Origin of the sequence: Roseomonas genomospecies 6 (genome assembly GCF_008365375.1) — a bacterium.
GTDB lineage: Bacteria > Pseudomonadota > Alphaproteobacteria > Azospirillales > Azospirillaceae > Azospirillum.
Genome location: NZ_QOKW01000012.1, coordinates 142803 through 158687, shown reverse-complemented (window position 1 = coordinate 158687; position 15885 = coordinate 142803). Strand labels below are relative to the sequence as shown.

The window sequence follows — 15885 nt, the reverse complement described above, 5'->3', positions numbered from 1 at the left end:
TTGTGTTGCCCGACACCTGCGTGGATGACATTGATTTCCCGCCGCCGAGCGGCCTTCAGTGTGATGTAATCTTGTACGCAAATCACGCACGGCGGAGAGCATCATGGCGGTCAGCGGGGATGGCATGGTGGACGGGGAGCACGACGCCCTCGGCGTCGTGTCCGTCGCCGTTCCGTCCGGTGCCGCCGTCGAGGACGCCGCCGTGCAGCGCGCACTGGCCCTGGCGCTCGAGGACGACGACCTCGCGCGGGACGCGCCTGCGCCGCCGCGCCGCCGCCCCTCCATGTTGCCGACGGCGCGAGCCAACGAACCCAGGGCCTGCATCGCGCGCCGGGTCCGGTTGGACGTCGGCCTGGGGCTGCTGCCGCTCGGCGGCACGGCGCCCGCGCGCCTTCAAGGGGCCCGCCGCTTCTGGGACCTCGCCGCGGGCTGGGGCGTGCTGTCGGTGGCGGCCGAGGAGCGCCCAACCGTCGTGGACGAAGACGTGCTGCTGGCCATCCTGCACCTCGCCGTGACCGACCGGGACGCCTTCTCGGTCCGCGTTGTCGGTCCCGCTGACGGCCGGTGGCCGCAGCTGGCCACCCGCCTCGGACACGTCGGCCGCCCCTTGCCGCTGGCCGAAATCCGCCTGCCGCTGGCGGCCACGGGAGCCGGGCTGGCCGATGCGTGCGAGGCAGCCAGGGCTCTGCTGGCGTCCCTGCGGGCCACGGGTGTCGCGCTGCCGCGCACAGGGGCGGCGGAAGCCGTGCAGGCTTCGCTGACGCGCCTGGCGGACGTCCGCGTGAGCTTCGTCACCGACCGGCCCACAGACGGCGAGGAGCCGCATCAGGCGGCCGACGCCCACGCCGTCCGGTACGTGGACGAGGACGGCGTGGTGCACGAGACAACCGCCCGCGCGACGGCGCAGCGGCTGCTCGACGCCCGCCCCGCCGACGGCGGAACATCGCTGGCTCTGTGCTGGCGGCTGGCGCGCAGCCTCACCGACGGGCAGCCGAGCGGGGCGGCCATCATCGACCTTGATGACCGCGCCCTGCTGCCGCCGTCCGCGCGCGGCCTGCACCGCTATCTCTGCTGCGCCGTTCGGCGGCCACAGAGAGTGGCGGCGGCCGCGGCCAAGGCGCAGGCGGCCGCGAAAGACCGCCGCGGGCCGCGGGTCCGCCGAGACCCGGGCCAGCCCGCCGTCATCGAGCTCGACCAGCTCGCCGCCGTCGCCCTGGGACCGCCGCCCACTGCGGTCGCTGCGGCGGCCCGCGCCCAGCGCCAGCAGGATCTCCGCAAACGCTCTCCGCAGGCGATCGCCGCCGCCCAGGCCCAGGCCGCCCGCCGCCGCGGCGACCAGCAGGCGGCCGAGGCTTTCGCACAAGCCGCTCAAGCCGCCGCTGACGCCGCCGCCGAGCTCGCCGCCCGCCGTCGGCGGGTCCTTGAGCTCGTCGACCAGATCGACGCCGTCCTCGGCCAAGCGTGGCGGATCACGCGCCCCGCATCCACGGCCGCCGTGCCGAAGGCGGTGATGCCTGGGAAGGGCGCCGCTGCCCGCAAGGCGGGGGCCCGCCAGCCGCTGCTGGCTCCCGCCGTCACCGTCAGCCGCCTCGGCTGACCGAAGCCTTTCCGCAGCCAGCGGGCGACCGGGGCCGCCCCGCCGCCCTGGTCGCCCGCTCCGGGCTCCCCAGCATCCGCTTTCGCCGCGGACCTCGCCCGCCCACTGCGACCAGCCGGTCCTTCGGCCCGCCGCCCGCGCGGGCCGCATCCGCCGCCCATATGGCGCCCGCCGCCCGGGAGCGTGCTTCGCCGCCACGGCGCGCCCGTGGCCGCCTGAGAGACCAGGGCCGCCGCCCAGGCGGTTCTCTGGGCCGCCGAGCGCCCGTCGCCGCCGACCGCGGCCCTGACGGACGCTGTCGGCCGTCACACCGCCGAGGCGGACGCGGCCGCCCAGGCGCTCCCAGCCGCCGAAGGACCGCCCCCGCACCGTCTCCGCCGCCGGGCTGGCCGACTTGGCCTCCGCCGTCCGCCGCGTGCGCGGCACCGTCGAGGCCGAGGGTGCGGTCGCTATGGCCGTCGTCGACGCCCTGGAGCGGATCACGGCTGGCGGAGACGTGCTTCGGCGTCTGAGTGCAGACAGTAGGTGGGTGGGGTACAAGGAATCCTACGTCAACCAGACGCGCACCCTGATGGACCGTGACAACGCGCGCCGCCGAGCAGGGCCAGTCGCCCCGCTGGGACCTCGACGACGCCGTGGCCGTGCTGGCCAGCACGCGGGCCCGCGCCAGCGCTTGGCCGCCCGACCTCACCGAGGACCAGCCCCATGCCGCTGTCGACCGCTGGCTGGCCGACCACGGCATCACCGCCGCCGAGGACAGCACGCTGCGCCGCATTGAGCCTGCCAACAGCCAGCCCGGCATGCTGCTCGACGGCGGCATCAGAAAACTGACGCGGTGCCGCCCGCATAGCGAGGGCCGCCCGAGGGTCCGCCCGCAGAGCCGCCAGACGCTCCAGGGCCGCCTTGCCAGCCGCGTCCACCACCTTGACGAAGAGGGCTGCCAGCGCGCCGTCCGGCAGCCGCTGAGGGCGCGTCCTGCGTACTACCACAACCGGTTTAGGGTTCCCGGATCATTGGGGGGCGGCCGCCATGGTCACGCCTCCTGGTAGCCGTATCGGGCGTCCCTGGCGGCGCGGCGGGCGGCAGCCGCCATCGCCTGCTCGTCCTCAGACGTCTGCACCCCGAAAATGTAAACGTTGGCGTAGCGGGACGCTGGAGCCTTGAAGTAGGCCTCGCCGACCGGACAACCGGTCACGCGATGGCCGCGCCGCTTGGCCTCGGTCGCGGTGACGAGCTGGATGCCGAACTGGTGCAGGATGGCGATGTAGTTGCTGCGCTCGCCGTCCGACCACACGAACCGATCTCCATCGAGCCCCTCGTCCAGAGTGTCCAGGATCTGCCGCCGGACGTTGAACCGGGCCGTCAGGGCGGACGGCGAGATGCTCACCGCATCACCCCCTTTGGTCTGCACGGGGACCAAGTACAAATCATCAAGCCTGCCGATCGGCTCGCCCACCTGCACCCCGCCGACGGGCTGCACACCGCGCTTCAGCGTCAGCCCCCGCTCGGCGACACCGCGCGCCGTGTGCATGCTCAGCTTCAGCATCGCCAAGGCCCTCGTGTTGACCCGCCGCTCGGCTTCGGTCCAGAAGAACGGCTCGCCCGCAAGACCCATCTCAATCGTCGTCATCAGCGCCCGCACGTGGCCGACCAGGTTCCTGTACTCGACCAGCGTCATGGGGTCCTCCTGCGTTCCAGCGTGACGTCACGCTCCAGCTTAACCGATGTGCGTCACGGGTCGGCCGAGCGCAAGGGCGACTCCTGCATCACCGGGAAATCACGTTCCTGAAAAGCGTTTTGGAACAGGAGCTTCTTCGATGTCTGTCTTCCAAAGTATAATTAATGGGGGCCGAGACCCACTGGACTCCGTGATCCGATGGACTGCTCATGTCCCTGAGGCATTGCCGACAGCCTGCCGATGACACCGGCCCCCGCACGACACCGAAGCCCTTTAAGCGGTGCCGCACTCTGCACCAGCGTCGAATCTCATCCTGGATTAGCGTGGAAAATCCAAGGCTTACGCGATGCATCCTCGACAAAGTATAATATAAGGGGGACCGGGGTTCCGGACGACGTGATCCGATGGACTGCATGTGCCCCTTGGGGATTTATGTCACTCCCCTGGATTGGCCGTTTCCCCCGTTGAGGACGGACCACCGTGGTGCCTCCGCCCTCACGCCGAAGACGACCGTGTCCGCCGTGCCGCTCGCATGCCCTTTGAGCGCGAATACGCGGCCGCTGAGCACGGGTCTGTCCCTGAATGATGTCGGGGCCGTCTTGGAGAGGAATCCCGCTCCTGGATGGCTCCAGCGCCCTCTGCACGGGGTTCTGTTCGCCGAAGGTGGCTCACCGCCTCGGCGCGGAACGCGCCGGTCCCGAAGCGCACGGCCCCACCGAACGAAGCGCCGCTTCGCCCTTGCCGTCGACAAGCACCTGGTCCCGGATGAATCCATCCCTGAAAGTGGGCCGTGTGCCGAGCGCCATGTGGACGGCCGACCATGCGCACCGATGGTCGCGGGACGCGACCCTGCGGCTGGAGGACGGAACTCCCGCGATGGGGCAGGTACACCCATGGGAGGCCGTGAAGCGGCGCGCTCCGCGTGGGGGGGCTTCGCCCAGTCCGAGACGGGCGCGCGTCGCGCGCTGCTGTGACCATGCCGCGGGTAACCGGTGCTCTGAGGGTAACGGCCGCGCGACGAGAACAGAATCCCGCCGTCTGAGGGCTGTTGGTGGAGAGCCAGCCTTGTCCAGTCGGCTTTCCACCGGTCGGCTGCGGGGTGGGTAGGATGAGAACGCGGGCGGATCCGATGGTTGGTAGTCACCGGACAGCACCCGGTCGCCGCGACGGCGCCCGTGCACCGACGGCCGCCCCGACGACGGCGACGACCGCGGCAACGCGCTTTTCGTCGGCCTCGCGGAAGGCGGCGCGGCAGCCATCCCGTCCACCTCGTGCTCGAGCGTCTCGTCCCGGAGACCGCGGATGCTCCGGCCGCGGCGGGTCCGGTCGGCGGCGCCGTCGGCGTTGGTGTCGGGGTTAAGCTCGGGCACGGTGCGGACCAGCGCCAGGACCCACCGCCAGTCGTCCGGCGCCACCGCAGCTCCTGTCTCCGCCACGGGAAAGGTCGCGGTGGAGCCGCGCCACAGGACCATGCCGACGTCGGCGAACGCCTGCTCGACGCTGGGGGTCGGTGTCGGCGCGCACGAAGTGCGGGTCCTTCAGCTCGTCAGCACCGTTCAGGATGGCGTCCAGGCCAGGACGTAGGACGCTGCCCCAGGACCGCCTCCGGCGCCGGAGGCAGCGCGCGGTGGCCCCCTGGTGAGGGCGCCCAGCGCGCTCAGGTCCGTGCGCAACCGACATGCCAAGCGCCTCCAAGATCTCGCAAGCTGGAGGGCTACGAAGCGTAAACGGTTTCACCACAGGCCACCCCTGGAGCCTGCGCCGTTCATCGGCTCAGACCGCGGCATCTGGGCGGCATAGCGGCCCGTTCCAAAGCCGCCAGCAGGTGGGTCAGCGGGTGCAGGCGAGCGTCCTCTGCCGCCAGCGGCCTGATGAGATCAAGGATCTCTTTGGCGTCGTCGGTGGGCAGGTCACGCGCGAGTTCGGTGCCCCGCCCCTTGAGGGCTTCGCCCAGCCCCTCGGCAGCACCGCGGCGCGCGGCCGCCGCCGCCTCGCCGCCCAGGCGGTCGGTCTCGCGCAGGCGCGCCATCAGAATGGCGCTGTTGTCGACCAGCCCGTGCAGGCCGTCCTCGCTGACCAAGCCGCACCGCAGGGATTGGATGGCCTCAGCGACCCGCTGGAGCCCATGCTCGACCTCGGGCGGCAGCGGGCGTGGCCGCGTCGGCGGCAGGGTTGCGAGCGCTTGGCGCAGCACCGGTGCCGCCGCTTGGTCGATGGCCAGCGGCAGGCGTGTCGGGCGGCCTCGCGTGGCCATGAACAGGCGCAGGGCGCTTGTCGCGCGCTGGGCAGGGCCCGGCGGGCCGTCGGCGCGGCGGTGCCACAGGATCGCCGCAGCGCGCTCCGCCACGGCGACAAGGTGCGGCTCGTTCTGCACGATGCGCAGCGCTTCGACGATTTCGCCAGCGGCCGCGGGCACGGCGCCTCTGCCCGCGGCCACGGCGCGCTCGACCTGCACGCAGGCCAGCCACAGCGTCTCGGCCGCGTCCTGCCCGACCGCGTGCGCCAGCTGCTCGGCGACGTCGACGGTCACCCGGAGTTCGACCGCTGCCGCGTGCGCGCGCGCACCAACCGCGAACCCTTCCGACTCTTTCCGCCAAGCGCCCCGGTCCACCGCGGCCGCCACGGCATCGGCCTCGTCGAGCCGCGCCAGCGTGTCCGCCGCTCCAGATGGCGAACGCAAGACCTGCGCCGCTTGGCGCAGGGCCTGGGCGCCCGACGCGGCGATGTTGGCGGCGCGCGCGGCGGCCGCGTCGAAGATGTCCCGGGCCAGGACGCCGTCGCTGCGCCACGAGCTCAGCACGGCACTGGCCAGCGCCTCGGTTTCCAGCTCGGCGCGCGCCGCCGCCTTGGACGTGCGGTCGGCCACGGCGGTGTCGATGCCCAGGCGTTGGAGGATGGCGTCACGGAACAAGCGCGGCAGCAGGCCGTCCGCGATGCGGCCCGCCGCCTGGACGATGGCGCACCGGGCGGCGCTGAGGTCAGCCGCGCATCCGACCGTCAGCGTCGAGGCTGCCCAGGGTCGGCGTGGGTCGGTGGATTCCCAACGTGGCAGCGCGGCTCCGGGGACAAGGCGCAGCGGAATGGCGATCGCGTCCAGAAAACGGTGGGCGGGTGCCAGCGACGGATCGCCGAACACCAGCTCGAAACGTTCCCGCGCCTCACCGTCCCTTGCTCCCAGACCAATGCTCATTCCGTCGGCCTCGCCCCGCTTGTTTTCCACCCCCAGAAGAATCGTAGCCCCCGCGCTTGCTGGCTGCAACGCATACGGCCGAAGGCTTTGATGTCCCATCCCCGCTTGGCGGTTCGGGAAGTCGCTGCAAGGAATTCTGCTGCATTGAAGGATTTGTTGCGCGAACTTATCCTCGACAAGGAGAACGGATCCATCGGCCGACGGGAGCGACCCATGACCGACGACACCACGCGCGCCGCCGCGGACGCCCCGAAGAAGCGCTCGCGCCCGCAGAGCCGCCTCGAGAAAGCCAGGGCCGAGGCCCGCGAGAACGCCCCTGCGGCTCCGGTCATGAAGTATCCGGTGCAGTACCTGCGCATTGCGTTCGGCCGCAAGCTCAAGGCGCTCCTGGAGGAGCGCGGTTGGAAGCAGGCCGACCTCGCGAAAGCGTCCGGGCTGCGCCGTGACAGCGTGCACAACTACGTCAACGGCAAGAACATCGCGGGCGACGACCATTTGAAGAAGATCGCCGACGCCTTCGGCGTGACGACGGACGAGCTCCTGCCAAACCAGGCGATGGTCGAAAGCCGTGGCGCCAAGCAATCCGACCCACGCCAGTTCGAGACTTCGTTCCTGAAGGACGGCAGGCTGTTCCTGCGCTTCGCTCAGCCCGTCACCATGGTGCAGGCGGCCCGCATCCTGGAGGCGCTTGTCGGCGACCAAGCCGAGGCAACCATGTCCGAAATCGCCGCTGAGCGGGACAGACAGCGCTCGGTTCTGGCCGACAACGGTTAGAACACCGCTCAAGGCGAATACTCGGGCGGTTGACAAACAGGACGCATAAGTAAATTGCGCCACTTCCCGTTACACTTTGTTGTGCGGGGCCGCCGTACCCTGGGACATCCGTCAGTTCCAGGAGGGCGCGGTGTCTACGCTGCTGTGGGTTTTGTCGGTTCTGAGCGCCGCGGTCAGCGCCCGGTTGGCCGTAAGCGAGGCGAAGGCTGGCCGTTATCGGCAGCGGGCGTCGAGGACGCCAATTTCCGCCTGTCCGAGCAAGGCGGACACTGCGGGGCAGAAGGCCCTGGCCCGCCGCCACGGCTCCCCCGTGCCCAGCACGTACGGCTCGGGCGGGGCGGTGCGGAACTGGCTCGCGCTCGCCGCGATCCTCGCGTGCGTCGGGGCTACTGTTTCCTTGTGAGAGCGACGGCCGCGCTGTCCACCGTGCGGCCACACGGGGGAGATCTGCAATGCTGCTCAACGACACAAGGGAACGCGCGGTCCTGGCGTTGTTCGCCGACGGCCTGACTCTGCCGGACGTCGCCCGCCAGTTGGACGTCGACCACAAGGATCTGCGTGGTGCCCTGCTCGCCCGCGGCCACTCGGTCGCCCTGTGGGCCCCTGGAACCAACGGCCCCGACGCGGTCTTGGTCGCCCACGCCGAGGCGCTCTTCGACCGCGGCGACGTCGTGTGGAGCGAGGCCTCGCTGCACCTGGGCGTGGGCCGCCCCCGCCTGGCCGCGGCTCTGGAACGCGCGGGCAGAAGCGATCTGCTCGAAGCGTGGCGACGCCGTCGGCGCGGCACGCCGCCGTACGACGTGCAAGCCGCCTCCCTGCGCCTCGCAGCCGGTGAGCGCCGCGAAGACGTCGCCGCCGACTTCGGCGTCTCGGTCCGGGTTCTGACCTACCACGTCGCGCAGGCGGGCTATGACCTCGCGCGCCTGCGTTCTCGCGGCTACACGCCCAAGACCGAGCTCATCAGCAAGGCTGAAGCGGGTTGGTCGTTCGAGGCCATCGCCGATCACTACGGCATCCGCGCGACGCGCGTTCGTCAGGCGTTGCGTGAGATGGGCCTGCTCAGGCATTGTCCGTCCCACCGGTCGGCGGGCGCCGACGACCGTTGTCGGAGTCTCCAGTCAGCTGCCGCTTGAGCACCCCCATCGGGTCGGCACCGTCCTCGACGCGGCCAACACCCACGGCAGTGGACAGCGCGGGCACCCGGACGCCGCCTTGGCATGCCGCCATGGTCTGGCGCCAACCCAAAACGCGCGCGTCGACATCGGCTGCGGCGGCGCCGCACTCCCCGTCGGCGCGGCGGATCCGGCACGCGGCCTGTTCGCGTGCGCGGTCAGCCTGATGGTGATGTCCTCGAACAAGACGTCGCCTCGTCAAGTTCGAACCGCTGTCCTCTCACCGCCGTCCGCGGCGTGAGCGTCGAGACAGTTGAATGCTGGACGGTGCCATCGGGAACAGCATCGCCCCCGGGCTGGCCCCGCGCGTTTCCGGAGCGGCCGGTTTCGGCAACCGGCGCTTGTCGGCGACGAGGTCCTCAGGGGCGATGTCAAAGTCATCCGGATAAGCGCGCATAAGAGCATTGGCAATCATGGCCATGATCGTCATGCGATTTTTGTGGGTGAATTCTCGAATCTGCTCGTACAGATACATTGGGCAATCGCAACGGAGATGGCCGACCTCTTCTCTGTCCTTCATCATTCCGCATTTCCTATGCTCAAAGATCAACATCGGACGTGATGTTGATGCGATCATAGGTTGGAGTCAACATGTTTTATGCGATCTATGATCGTGTTCGACCCCATCGCCGCGGCGGCCCAAGACCATGTGGAACGACACTGTCGACGGGCGCAGCGGGTTCCCTACTCGCTGCCAAACAGGGAACGCTGGGCGGATAGGTCCAGGAAGCGCGCCGCGGCGCTGGGTTCGCGCTTGATCTCCAGCAAGAGGTTGTACTTAGCATTGCGCTCGAGCATTGCGCTCGCTACGCAACGCCAATCTGGAATAGATCTGGCCGACGCCCAGGCAAAGTCGGCCATGGCCCAGGCAAAGTCGGCCATGAAGGCACCCTCGACCCGCCGGAGCGGTGTGAAATCACGTAGGCCCAGCCCGCCTGGCGGCACATGCCGATGGCGTCGATCGTCTCAGTGACGGTGCCGATCGGCTTCAGCGTGATGAGCTGGTGGTGGCGCTGCCCTCGGCGATGCCGTGCCGGATGAACGCCGTGTCGGTGTCGAACATGTCGTCACCGACGATCTGCGTCCGGTCTCTCCTGCGCCGTTCTCTGCTCGCGGCAGCCCACCAAGGGGTCCTCGGCCAGCCCGTCCTTGAACGACACGATGGGGTATTTGGCGATCCAGTCCCGGAACAGCGCGGTCATCTCGGCGCTGGGTCGACGTGGTCGCCCTTGACGCGGGCTCCGTTACGATCGCCGCTGGGACACGACCCACGCCGCTCGCCCCGGCGTGCCAATCAACTACCTATAAAGGAATTTCTTGTGAACTCAGCTCTCCTGCTGCATACCCGAAAGTTGCGGCATGCCCTAAAGGCAGAATGAGCCAACGGGCGCAACGGCAAGGGGTGGTACGTGACGACGGCGTCGCTGGATCCAGGCGCGGTGCTCGACAAGACGGACCCTGGCGCTGACACCCAAGCGCGGTTCTCGTACCAGCACTGCTTCGCGGCCCTTCAATGCCTTCGGCTGCTGTCCGGCCAGTTGGAAGCCGTCTACTGCGAGAATCACGAAGACATCCTGCTCCGAAAGCCGGGCGGGACCTACGATGCCCTCCAGGTCAAGACACGCCGCTTCGATCTGGAGCCCTTCAAGGCCACCGACGATGCCGTCAAGAACAGCATCGGCCGCTTTGCCAAACTCGAAAAAGCCTATCCAGCGCGGTTTGACAACTTCCACTTCATCACCAACCACGGGTTTTGGGGTGAGAAGGAGAACGGGAACAACCTTTCCTACATTCGCGCCCAAATCTGCGAGCGTGGCAACCTCGATGGCTTGACCAAGGCGCATCTGCTCAAGAAGTTTGTGTCCGGCCTGTGCGGTGAGCACGGCTGTGACGAGGCACACGTCGTTGCGGCGATGCTCAAGCTGCTTCTTCTCGGTCAGCAAACGGATCTGGAGCGGCCGTACAAGGATCTGCGCGAAAACGTCGGCGATGTCCGGGACTACCGGCGAACGCAGACGTTCCACACCCTCACCAGGGTTGCCGATAACCTCATCTACCTTTGCCAGCAGGCCTCCAGCTGCGTTCTCGGTGGCAGCGTCGCGGACCTGTACAGTTTGGTGATGGATTTCGATGCTCAGCGGGACGCCCTGCTGTTGGCGGGCAAGACGATCACCGCGGACCGGGTGGAAGAGGTTATCCGGCAGTCCCTGGTCGAAGGGGCCGACAACCTTCTGGTCTCGTCAGGCGGCGTCTCGGCAGACGCACTTCCGCCAGGGTTCGACGTCATGGTCGAGAAGCTCGAGCACGGTGGCCTCCAGATGGCGCGTGTCGACTCGTTGAAGGACTTCAAGAAGTCCATGGAGACACTGTATGTCAAATGGGTTCACCGCTACGGCCTCGACGAGGCCAACCGGCGTTTGCAGCATCTGAAAACCTTGGTCAGGGACGATTGCGTCGAAGCTCAGCTGTCCGTTGAGCAGCCGGGCCAGAAGTATGCGAGCGCGATGTACACAGCCCTTCGGCAGATGCTGGAAGATCGGCTGCGTACGAGTACCTTGCCGGTGTTCGATTGCGCACGGGAGCACCTGCTTGGTACGGCCGGGATTCTGACCGAGGAGTGTACGGTCTGGTGGAGTGACCGGTTCGATCTGAAGGCTGTCCGATGAGGCTCACGCTCGCCGACATCGTGACCAGCCTCGATCGCGACGAGCCGGTTCACCTGGCCCGCATGCTCGTCCTCCTGCTGGCGTTCAGCAGGCCGGATGACGCGGCGATCCACGGCATCACCAAACTCGCCAAGCTGGATTTCCTGCTCAGGTACCCGTCGTACTTCGAGCGCGCGATGGTCGCCCGCGGGGTGGCGCCCGAGCGCGTGCCGGTGGAGCCTTACGAACGCCGCAGCGTCGAAGCGACGATGGTGCGGTACCGCTTCGGGCCGTGGGACCATCGCTATCGGCGCTTCATCAACATCCTGTCCGCCAAGGGCTTGGCACGGGTCGACACCGACGGCCGCACCGTCCGGCTGTCCTTGACGGCGCGCGGGATGGAGGTTGCGGCCGCGTTGGCGGACGAAGACGCCACCAAGCCGTTGGCGGCCCGTGCCCGCATGCTCCGCCAGAAGATCGACATCGGGGCGACGGACATCATGAAGTTCATCTACGCAACCTTCCCCGAGATCGCGACGCTCGCCTACGACGAGGCCATCACTCCATGAAGCTGCGCTTCGAGTACCTCCAGCTGCGCTGTCGGGCGAGCGTCGAGACGGTTCGCTTCGCCGAGCGGGTCTCGTTCTTCCACGGCGAGATGTCGGCCGGTAAGTCCAGCATACCGGCCCTCATCGACTTCTGTCTGGGCGGCAGGTTCCCGGGCACCCCGGCGCTCAAGCAGGAGCTCGTCTCCGTCGCGTTGCAGGCGCGGATGGACACGAACACCGTGGTCATCGAGCGGGTCGCCCATGACGCCGGTTCGGCGCAGGTCACCTGGCAGAGCGCCGCGGGCGAAACCTACATGGTGTCGGCGCCCATAAAGCCGAGGGCGGAGCCGATCTTCGGCGAGGACGTCTTCAGTTTCAGCGACCTGATCCTCCGGCTCCTGGGGATCCCGGTCGTGAAGGTCCGGCGGCGCACCTACGACAGCGACTCGCCGCTGGTGCGCCTCAGCATCCGTGACATCTTCAAGTTCGTCTATCTCGACCAGGACAACCTCGACTCGGACTTCTTCCTGCTCGACGTGCCGATCCGGAAGGAGAAGAGCCAAGACACCCTGCGGTTCTTCGTCGGCCACCTGAGCGAGCGGCTGAACGAACTCCAGATCACGCTTCAACGCCTGAAGCAGGAGCAGCGCGCCCAACGCGACTCCATCACGAAGGTTCGCGCGTTCCTGGCCCCCTTCGGGTTCGACTCTGAGGAGCGCATTGCCGCGGAGCTGGAGGAGCTGAACGCCGAAGCAAGGCGGATCGAAGAGGAGCTTGCTGCGTTGCGCGCGGGGTATCGGCCGGACACGCGGATCTCCGATGAAAACCGCAGGAGGCTGAAGGAGCTGGCCGCCCAGGTGGCGACCCTTGAGGACGCGATCGACGAGGTCAGCGCCCGCATCGGCGAACAGGAGGCGTTGGCGGCCGAGCTCATGCAGCTCAAGATGAAAGCGGCGCGGGTGGACATTTCCCACCGCGTCCTCGACGGCGTGGAGTTCGAGTGCTGCCCGCGCTGCGGGTCCGGGCTCCCGGCAAAAGCCGAACACACGGACGACGCCTGCTACCTGTGCCACACACCGTCCGGCCAGCAGCCGCGCGGGGAGGCGCTCACCGCGGATGTCGTGCGCCAGGACCTGGATGCGCGTATCGCCGACCTTCAGGACTCGGTGTCGCGGCACCGCAAGTCACTCGGCCCGCTGCAAGCCAAACTGGCGGAGGCACGGCAAGCCCGGCGAGAGGTGGACGTTCGGGTATCGGAATCACTTCAAGGGTATGAATCGGACTTCCTGGCACGGAGCCGTGTTGGCGAGCAGCGGCTTGCCGTCATTCGCGAACGCTCATCGTTCCTGGAGCGTATTCGGGCTCTGCCCGCCGAGATCGCTCGACTCAATGGCCAAGCGGACCTGCTGTCGGCCGACATCGAGGCGGTGCAGCGCAAGCTCGAGGAGGAGGAAGCCAGGCTCGTCGGCGCCGAACAGAACCTGATGAGGCTTGAGGCGAACTACGCGGACGTGCTCGGTGAGATCAAGTTCCCGGCGTTTTCGGCCGACGACCAGGTTGTGCTCGGACGCCGCAACCTGATCCCCGCAGTATGGCCGAAGGGCGACGAAAGCCGGGCCTTCTCCTTCTTCACCGTAGGCAGCGGCGGCAAGAAGATCCTGATGAAGATCGCCTTCGCGCTGGCGCTCCACAAGACGGCCGCGGAGCAGCGCCTGCCGGTTCCACGGGTGCTCATCATCGACTCTCCGATGAAAAACATCACGCCGGACGTGAACCCCGACATCTTCAAGAACTTCTACGCCCACCTGTACGCCCTGCTCGGAAGCGTGCTGGCCGACTGGCAGGTGATCATCGTGGACCAGACCTTCGCGCCGCCACCAGCCGATGTCGCGCCATCCCTGGACCGGATGATGCGTCGGGGCGATCCGGAGAACCCCCCGCTGATCGGCTACTACGACGGTCCCTGACCGCAGGGTATCACCGGAACACTCTGTGCTCTCCGCAGGGGCACTGGGATTCTGTTCGCACCAAGCCCGCCTTGATGCGCTCGGCCACCACCAAGAGCCAAGCGCGTCGCTGGTTTTGCCCACGCCTTTGGAACGGCGACGAGACGATCAACTCGCTGCACCCTGGAGCCTCATGGCTGGTCGCACCAAACACCGCCTCCAGCATATCGGCAACGCGGCACCGCCTGCCCCGTCTTCTGCTGTGTGGCCAGCCTCAGCCCCCGCCCCCCTCGGCTCGGCCGCCCGCTGCCTGAGCCCACTCGGCCAGCGGTAAGAGCAACCCCTGCATCCTGCTCTCCGGGTGGGCTCGCATGGCCTTGAGGAACGGGCCGTCGGCAACGACGACCCGGTTGGCGCCCATCGCGATGGCGAACGCGGCGTAAAGGCAGTCGTACGGCGAGTGGTTCACCGCCAGCCCGATCTCCAGCGCGGCCGTGTGGAGGTTGAGATCCGCCGTGGGCGTCGGGGCCAGGGCGATCATCAGCGCCTTCAACCGGGTCCTCACCTGGTCCGGGGTCATGAGGCCCTTCCGGACTTGCAGCCAGAGGACGTTGGTGGCCTCGTTCAGCCAGAAGTCGGGGACCAACAGATCCTCGTCACTGTCCAGCAGCGCGAGCGCCTGGGGGCTGTCCGGTTCGGGCAGGACCCACTTCAACCCGACCGACGCATCGACGACCAGCGACACGGATCACATACCCTCGTCGGAGCCAGTCAGCTGCTGCATGCGCGACCGCCGGGATTCCCGCAGATCCGCGGCCGCGTCGAAGCTCTGCCCCCGCAGCTCATCCTGGAGCGCGGCAAGCCGCTTGGCGGCCTCAGCCCGGCTCGGCGCCTTCCTGTCGCCCTCGAGAGCCTGCCGGAGGATCTCGCGGTGCTCGGCTTCGGCGGATCGGCCGTTCTCCGCCGCTCGGATCCGCAGCAGCCGGACAAGCCCCTCGTCGAGGCTGCGGACGGTCAAGCTGGCCATGGCGCTCTCCTTGCTTGCATGCGATGCATTGCAATCATTTCGGCTCTGCCCGTCAACCGGGCAAGTGGGTGCGCCACGCGGTTTCGCTAGGTCCGTTCCTGACAGTGTGCACCGCCCGGCGACCCGGGCGGAAGGGGCGCTTCAGGCGGCTACCGGCTCCGTCCGAACCAGAGCGGCCTCGGGCACCCCATGCGTTGGCATCCGGACCGACCATGGGAATGGCGGCATCGCCGAGCGCTCGTACTGGTAGACGAGGAGCTCGGGCAGGTTCCGGTTGTCGTAGGCCCGGCCGAGCCGGAACACGACGCTGTTCGGCGCCGCAACCGTCATGTGGATGCGCCGGACCCCTCGTCCCTCGAGCGCGACCATGGCGGCCAGGAAGTCGGAGACGAGCGCCTGCTGCTTCTCCTCCGACCAGTGGCAATCCGGCCTTCCCTGGGGGAGGTAGATCCGCACCAAGGGCATGTTGCCCGTCGAGAGGCGGAAGCCGGGCTCGTCGAGCTTGTAGGAAACCTCGACCGCGACCGCGACGTCCGCCGTTCCGCGGGGCACGTCATCAAGGCCGTCCAGCTTGAAGCGATCGCCGTCGTCGATACCGTCAAGCGGGCGCCACCGGCCCGGCTCGCGCATCCAGTCCATGATGGTGATCGCGCCCTCGTCGCCGATCAGGAAGCCCGCCAGGAAGGTCATGGGCACCGGGGCGACGCCGCCGTACACGATGGAGACGTCCGCACGGTCGGCGTCGTCAGCGGCTGTTTCAAGGTCGTGCCGGATCAACTTGGTCTTGGCCAGCGCACGTTCCGGGTCCGTCACCCGGCCGTCGTGGACGAACGGGGTCAGGTCAACCGGAATGGCCCGCCGGTGGCCGATCAGGGTTTCGGGCACCGCGTCCCTGAGCGGGCTGTCGGTGCCGCGCAGCAGGCCGCGCTGCTCGATGACCAGCACCCGCTTGCGCGCGTTCGCCCGCCCTTCCCGGACGTCGCGCCAGATCTCCCACACGAGCCCGACCACGAAGGCGAAGACGCCCAGCCAGAACGCGGCGAAGACGAGGAACTCCGGAACCCCGCCAATGGCCTCGAACTTGATGGTCAGGAAGACGTTCGCGTCGGCATACACCAGGTTCAGGCACAGCGCGCCGCCAAGCGCCGCCAGAACGAAATAGGCTCCTGTCCGCATGGTGGTGATCGCGGGCGAGCGGCGGCGTGTCCAATACTCGATGAAACGCCGCACCCCGAAGTCGAGCCATCCAAAGATGGTCCTCAGATAGTAGTTCATGGCCCGCTCGCCCGGTTAAGTCGGACCTGAACA

General features: G+C 68.3%; 16 protein-coding genes. 7 read left to right on the top strand and 9 right to left on the bottom strand.

Translation table 11 applies throughout. The features are described 5' to 3' along the window. The first annotated feature begins 103 nt into the window (after positions 1–103). On the top strand, positions 104–1597 hold the full coding sequence (locus tag DS843_RS16665) for a hypothetical protein (RefSeq protein WP_149469995.1): 1494 nt from the start codon (positions 104–106) through the stop codon (positions 1595–1597). Positions 1598–2175: 578 nt separating this feature from the next. Next, the gene (locus DS843_RS16660) at positions 2176–2646 is read left to right on the top strand and encodes a hypothetical protein (protein WP_149469994.1); all 471 of its coding nucleotides are present in this window, start codon (positions 2176–2178) and stop codon (positions 2644–2646) included. On the opposite strand, the gene DS843_RS16655 is transcribed toward DS843_RS16660, so the two are convergent. After that, the gene (locus DS843_RS16655; RefSeq protein ID WP_149164800.1) at positions 2631–3275 is read right to left on the bottom strand and encodes a hypothetical protein; all 645 of its coding nucleotides are present in this window, start codon (positions 3273–3275) and stop codon (positions 2631–2633) included. The genes DS843_RS16660 and DS843_RS16655 overlap by 16 nt on opposite strands. Positions 3276–5040: 1765 nt before the next feature. After that, a complete protein-coding gene (locus DS843_RS31245; protein ID WP_167525346.1) occupies positions 5041–6465 on the bottom strand; it encodes a hypothetical protein in 1425 nt (474 codons plus the stop codon). A gap of 213 nt (positions 6466–6678) precedes the next feature. On the opposite strand from DS843_RS31245, the gene DS843_RS31240 reads away from it, so the two are divergent. After that, the gene (locus tag DS843_RS31240) at positions 6679–7239 is read left to right on the top strand and encodes a helix-turn-helix domain-containing protein (protein WP_167525345.1); all 561 of its coding nucleotides are present in this window, start codon (positions 6679–6681) and stop codon (positions 7237–7239) included. A 452-nt stretch (positions 7240–7691) separates the two neighbouring features. Next, entirely contained in the window at positions 7692–8372 is a 681-nt protein-coding gene (locus DS843_RS16640) for a hypothetical protein (protein WP_149164804.1), read from the top strand. A gap of 259 nt (positions 8373–8631) precedes the next feature. Here DS843_RS16640 and DS843_RS16635 read toward each other — a convergent pair whose 3' ends face one another. The 4 genes from DS843_RS16635 to DS843_RS31790 form a co-directional block, all read right to left on the bottom strand. Continuing rightward, a complete protein-coding gene (locus DS843_RS16635) occupies positions 8632–8934 on the bottom strand; it encodes a hypothetical protein (protein WP_149164805.1) in 303 nt (100 codons plus the stop codon). A gap of 161 nt (positions 8935–9095) precedes the next feature. Continuing rightward, positions 9096–9293: a hypothetical protein gene (locus tag DS843_RS16630; RefSeq protein ID WP_149469991.1), complete on the bottom strand. Its 198-nt coding sequence runs from the start codon at positions 9291–9293 to the stop codon at positions 9096–9098. After that, positions 9218–9403: a hypothetical protein gene (locus DS843_RS32045; RefSeq protein ID WP_353618359.1), complete on the bottom strand. Its 186-nt coding sequence runs from the start codon at positions 9401–9403 to the stop codon at positions 9218–9220. Before DS843_RS32045 ends, DS843_RS16630 begins: the two co-directional genes overlap by 76 nt. Before the next feature lie 75 nt (positions 9404–9478). After that, positions 9479–9613 carry a hypothetical protein gene (locus DS843_RS31790; RefSeq protein WP_282187565.1) on the bottom strand — a complete coding sequence of 45 codons (135 nt, stop codon included), beginning with the start codon at positions 9611–9613 and terminating at the stop codon, positions 9479–9481. A gap of 207 nt (positions 9614–9820) precedes the next feature. On the opposite strand from DS843_RS31790, the gene DS843_RS16620 reads away from it, so the two are divergent. From DS843_RS16620 to DS843_RS16610, 3 genes are read left to right on the top strand one after another with little or no spacing between them, the layout of a single operon-like run. Continuing rightward, complete coding sequence (locus DS843_RS16620) at positions 9821–11077, top strand: dsDNA nuclease domain-containing protein (RefSeq protein WP_149469990.1); 1257 nt, start codon at positions 9821–9823, stop codon at positions 11075–11077. Beyond that, entirely contained in the window at positions 11074–11625 is a 552-nt protein-coding gene (locus DS843_RS16615) for a hypothetical protein (RefSeq protein ID WP_149469989.1), read from the top strand. The genes DS843_RS16620 and DS843_RS16615 overlap by 4 nt, the downstream gene beginning before the upstream one ends. Next, positions 11622–13571 carry an AAA family ATPase gene (locus DS843_RS16610; protein ID WP_149164808.1) on the top strand — a complete coding sequence of 650 codons (1950 nt, stop codon included), beginning with the start codon at positions 11622–11624 and terminating at the stop codon, positions 13569–13571. The genes DS843_RS16615 and DS843_RS16610 overlap by 4 nt, the downstream gene beginning before the upstream one ends. A gap of 253 nt (positions 13572–13824) precedes the next feature. Here DS843_RS16610 and DS843_RS16605 read toward each other — a convergent pair whose 3' ends face one another. The 3 genes from DS843_RS16605 to DS843_RS16595 all read right to left on the bottom strand — a co-directional run bounded on the left by DS843_RS16605 (position 13825) and on the right by DS843_RS16595 (position 15852). Then, positions 13825–14295 carry a type II toxin-antitoxin system VapC family toxin gene (locus DS843_RS16605; RefSeq protein ID WP_149164809.1) on the bottom strand — a complete coding sequence of 157 codons (471 nt, stop codon included), beginning with the start codon at positions 14293–14295 and terminating at the stop codon, positions 13825–13827. A 3-nt stretch (positions 14296–14298) separates the two neighbouring features. Beyond that, positions 14299–14577, bottom strand: a complete 279-nt coding sequence (locus DS843_RS31590; protein ID WP_208852260.1) for a FitA-like ribbon-helix-helix domain-containing protein — start codon at positions 14575–14577, stop codon at positions 14299–14301. Between the two features lie 141 nt (positions 14578–14718). Beyond that, positions 14719–15852: an SAVED domain-containing protein gene (locus DS843_RS16595; protein WP_149469988.1), complete on the bottom strand. Its 1134-nt coding sequence runs from the start codon at positions 15850–15852 to the stop codon at positions 14719–14721. Between the last annotated feature and the right edge of the window lie 33 nt (positions 15853–15885).

Coding starts and splice junctions, on each gene's coding strand:
- DS843_RS16640 (WP_149164804.1), top strand. CDS start 7,692: ATGCTGCTCAACGACACAAGGGAACGCGCGGTCCTGGCGTTGTTCGCC.
- DS843_RS16635 (WP_149164805.1), bottom strand. CDS start 8,934: ATGATGAAGGACAGAGAAGAGGTCGGCCATCTCCGTTGCGATTGCCCA.
- DS843_RS16630 (WP_149469991.1), bottom strand. CDS start 9,293: ATGGCCGACTTTGCCTGGGCCATGGCCGACTTTGCCTGGGCGTCGGCC.
- DS843_RS16665 (WP_149469995.1), top strand. CDS start 104: ATGGCGGTCAGCGGGGATGGCATGGTGGACGGGGAGCACGACGCCCTC.
- DS843_RS16595 (WP_149469988.1), bottom strand. CDS start 15,852: ATGAACTACTATCTGAGGACCATCTTTGGATGGCTCGACTTCGGGGTG.
- DS843_RS31245 (WP_167525346.1), bottom strand. CDS start 6,465: ATGAGCATTGGTCTGGGAGCAAGGGACGGTGAGGCGCGGGAACGTTTC.
- DS843_RS31240 (WP_167525345.1), top strand. CDS start 6,679: ATGACCGACGACACCACGCGCGCCGCCGCGGACGCCCCGAAGAAGCGC.
- DS843_RS31590 (WP_208852260.1), bottom strand. CDS start 14,577: ATGGCCAGCTTGACCGTCCGCAGCCTCGACGAGGGGCTTGTCCGGCTG.
- DS843_RS16655 (WP_149164800.1), bottom strand. CDS start 3,275: ATGACGCTGGTCGAGTACAGGAACCTGGTCGGCCACGTGCGGGCGCTG.
- DS843_RS31790 (WP_282187565.1), bottom strand. CDS start 9,613: ATGACCGCGCTGTTCCGGGACTGGATCGCCAAATACCCCATCGTGTCG.
- DS843_RS16615 (WP_149469989.1), top strand. CDS start 11,074: ATGAGGCTCACGCTCGCCGACATCGTGACCAGCCTCGATCGCGACGAG.
- DS843_RS16610 (WP_149164808.1), top strand. CDS start 11,622: ATGAAGCTGCGCTTCGAGTACCTCCAGCTGCGCTGTCGGGCGAGCGTC.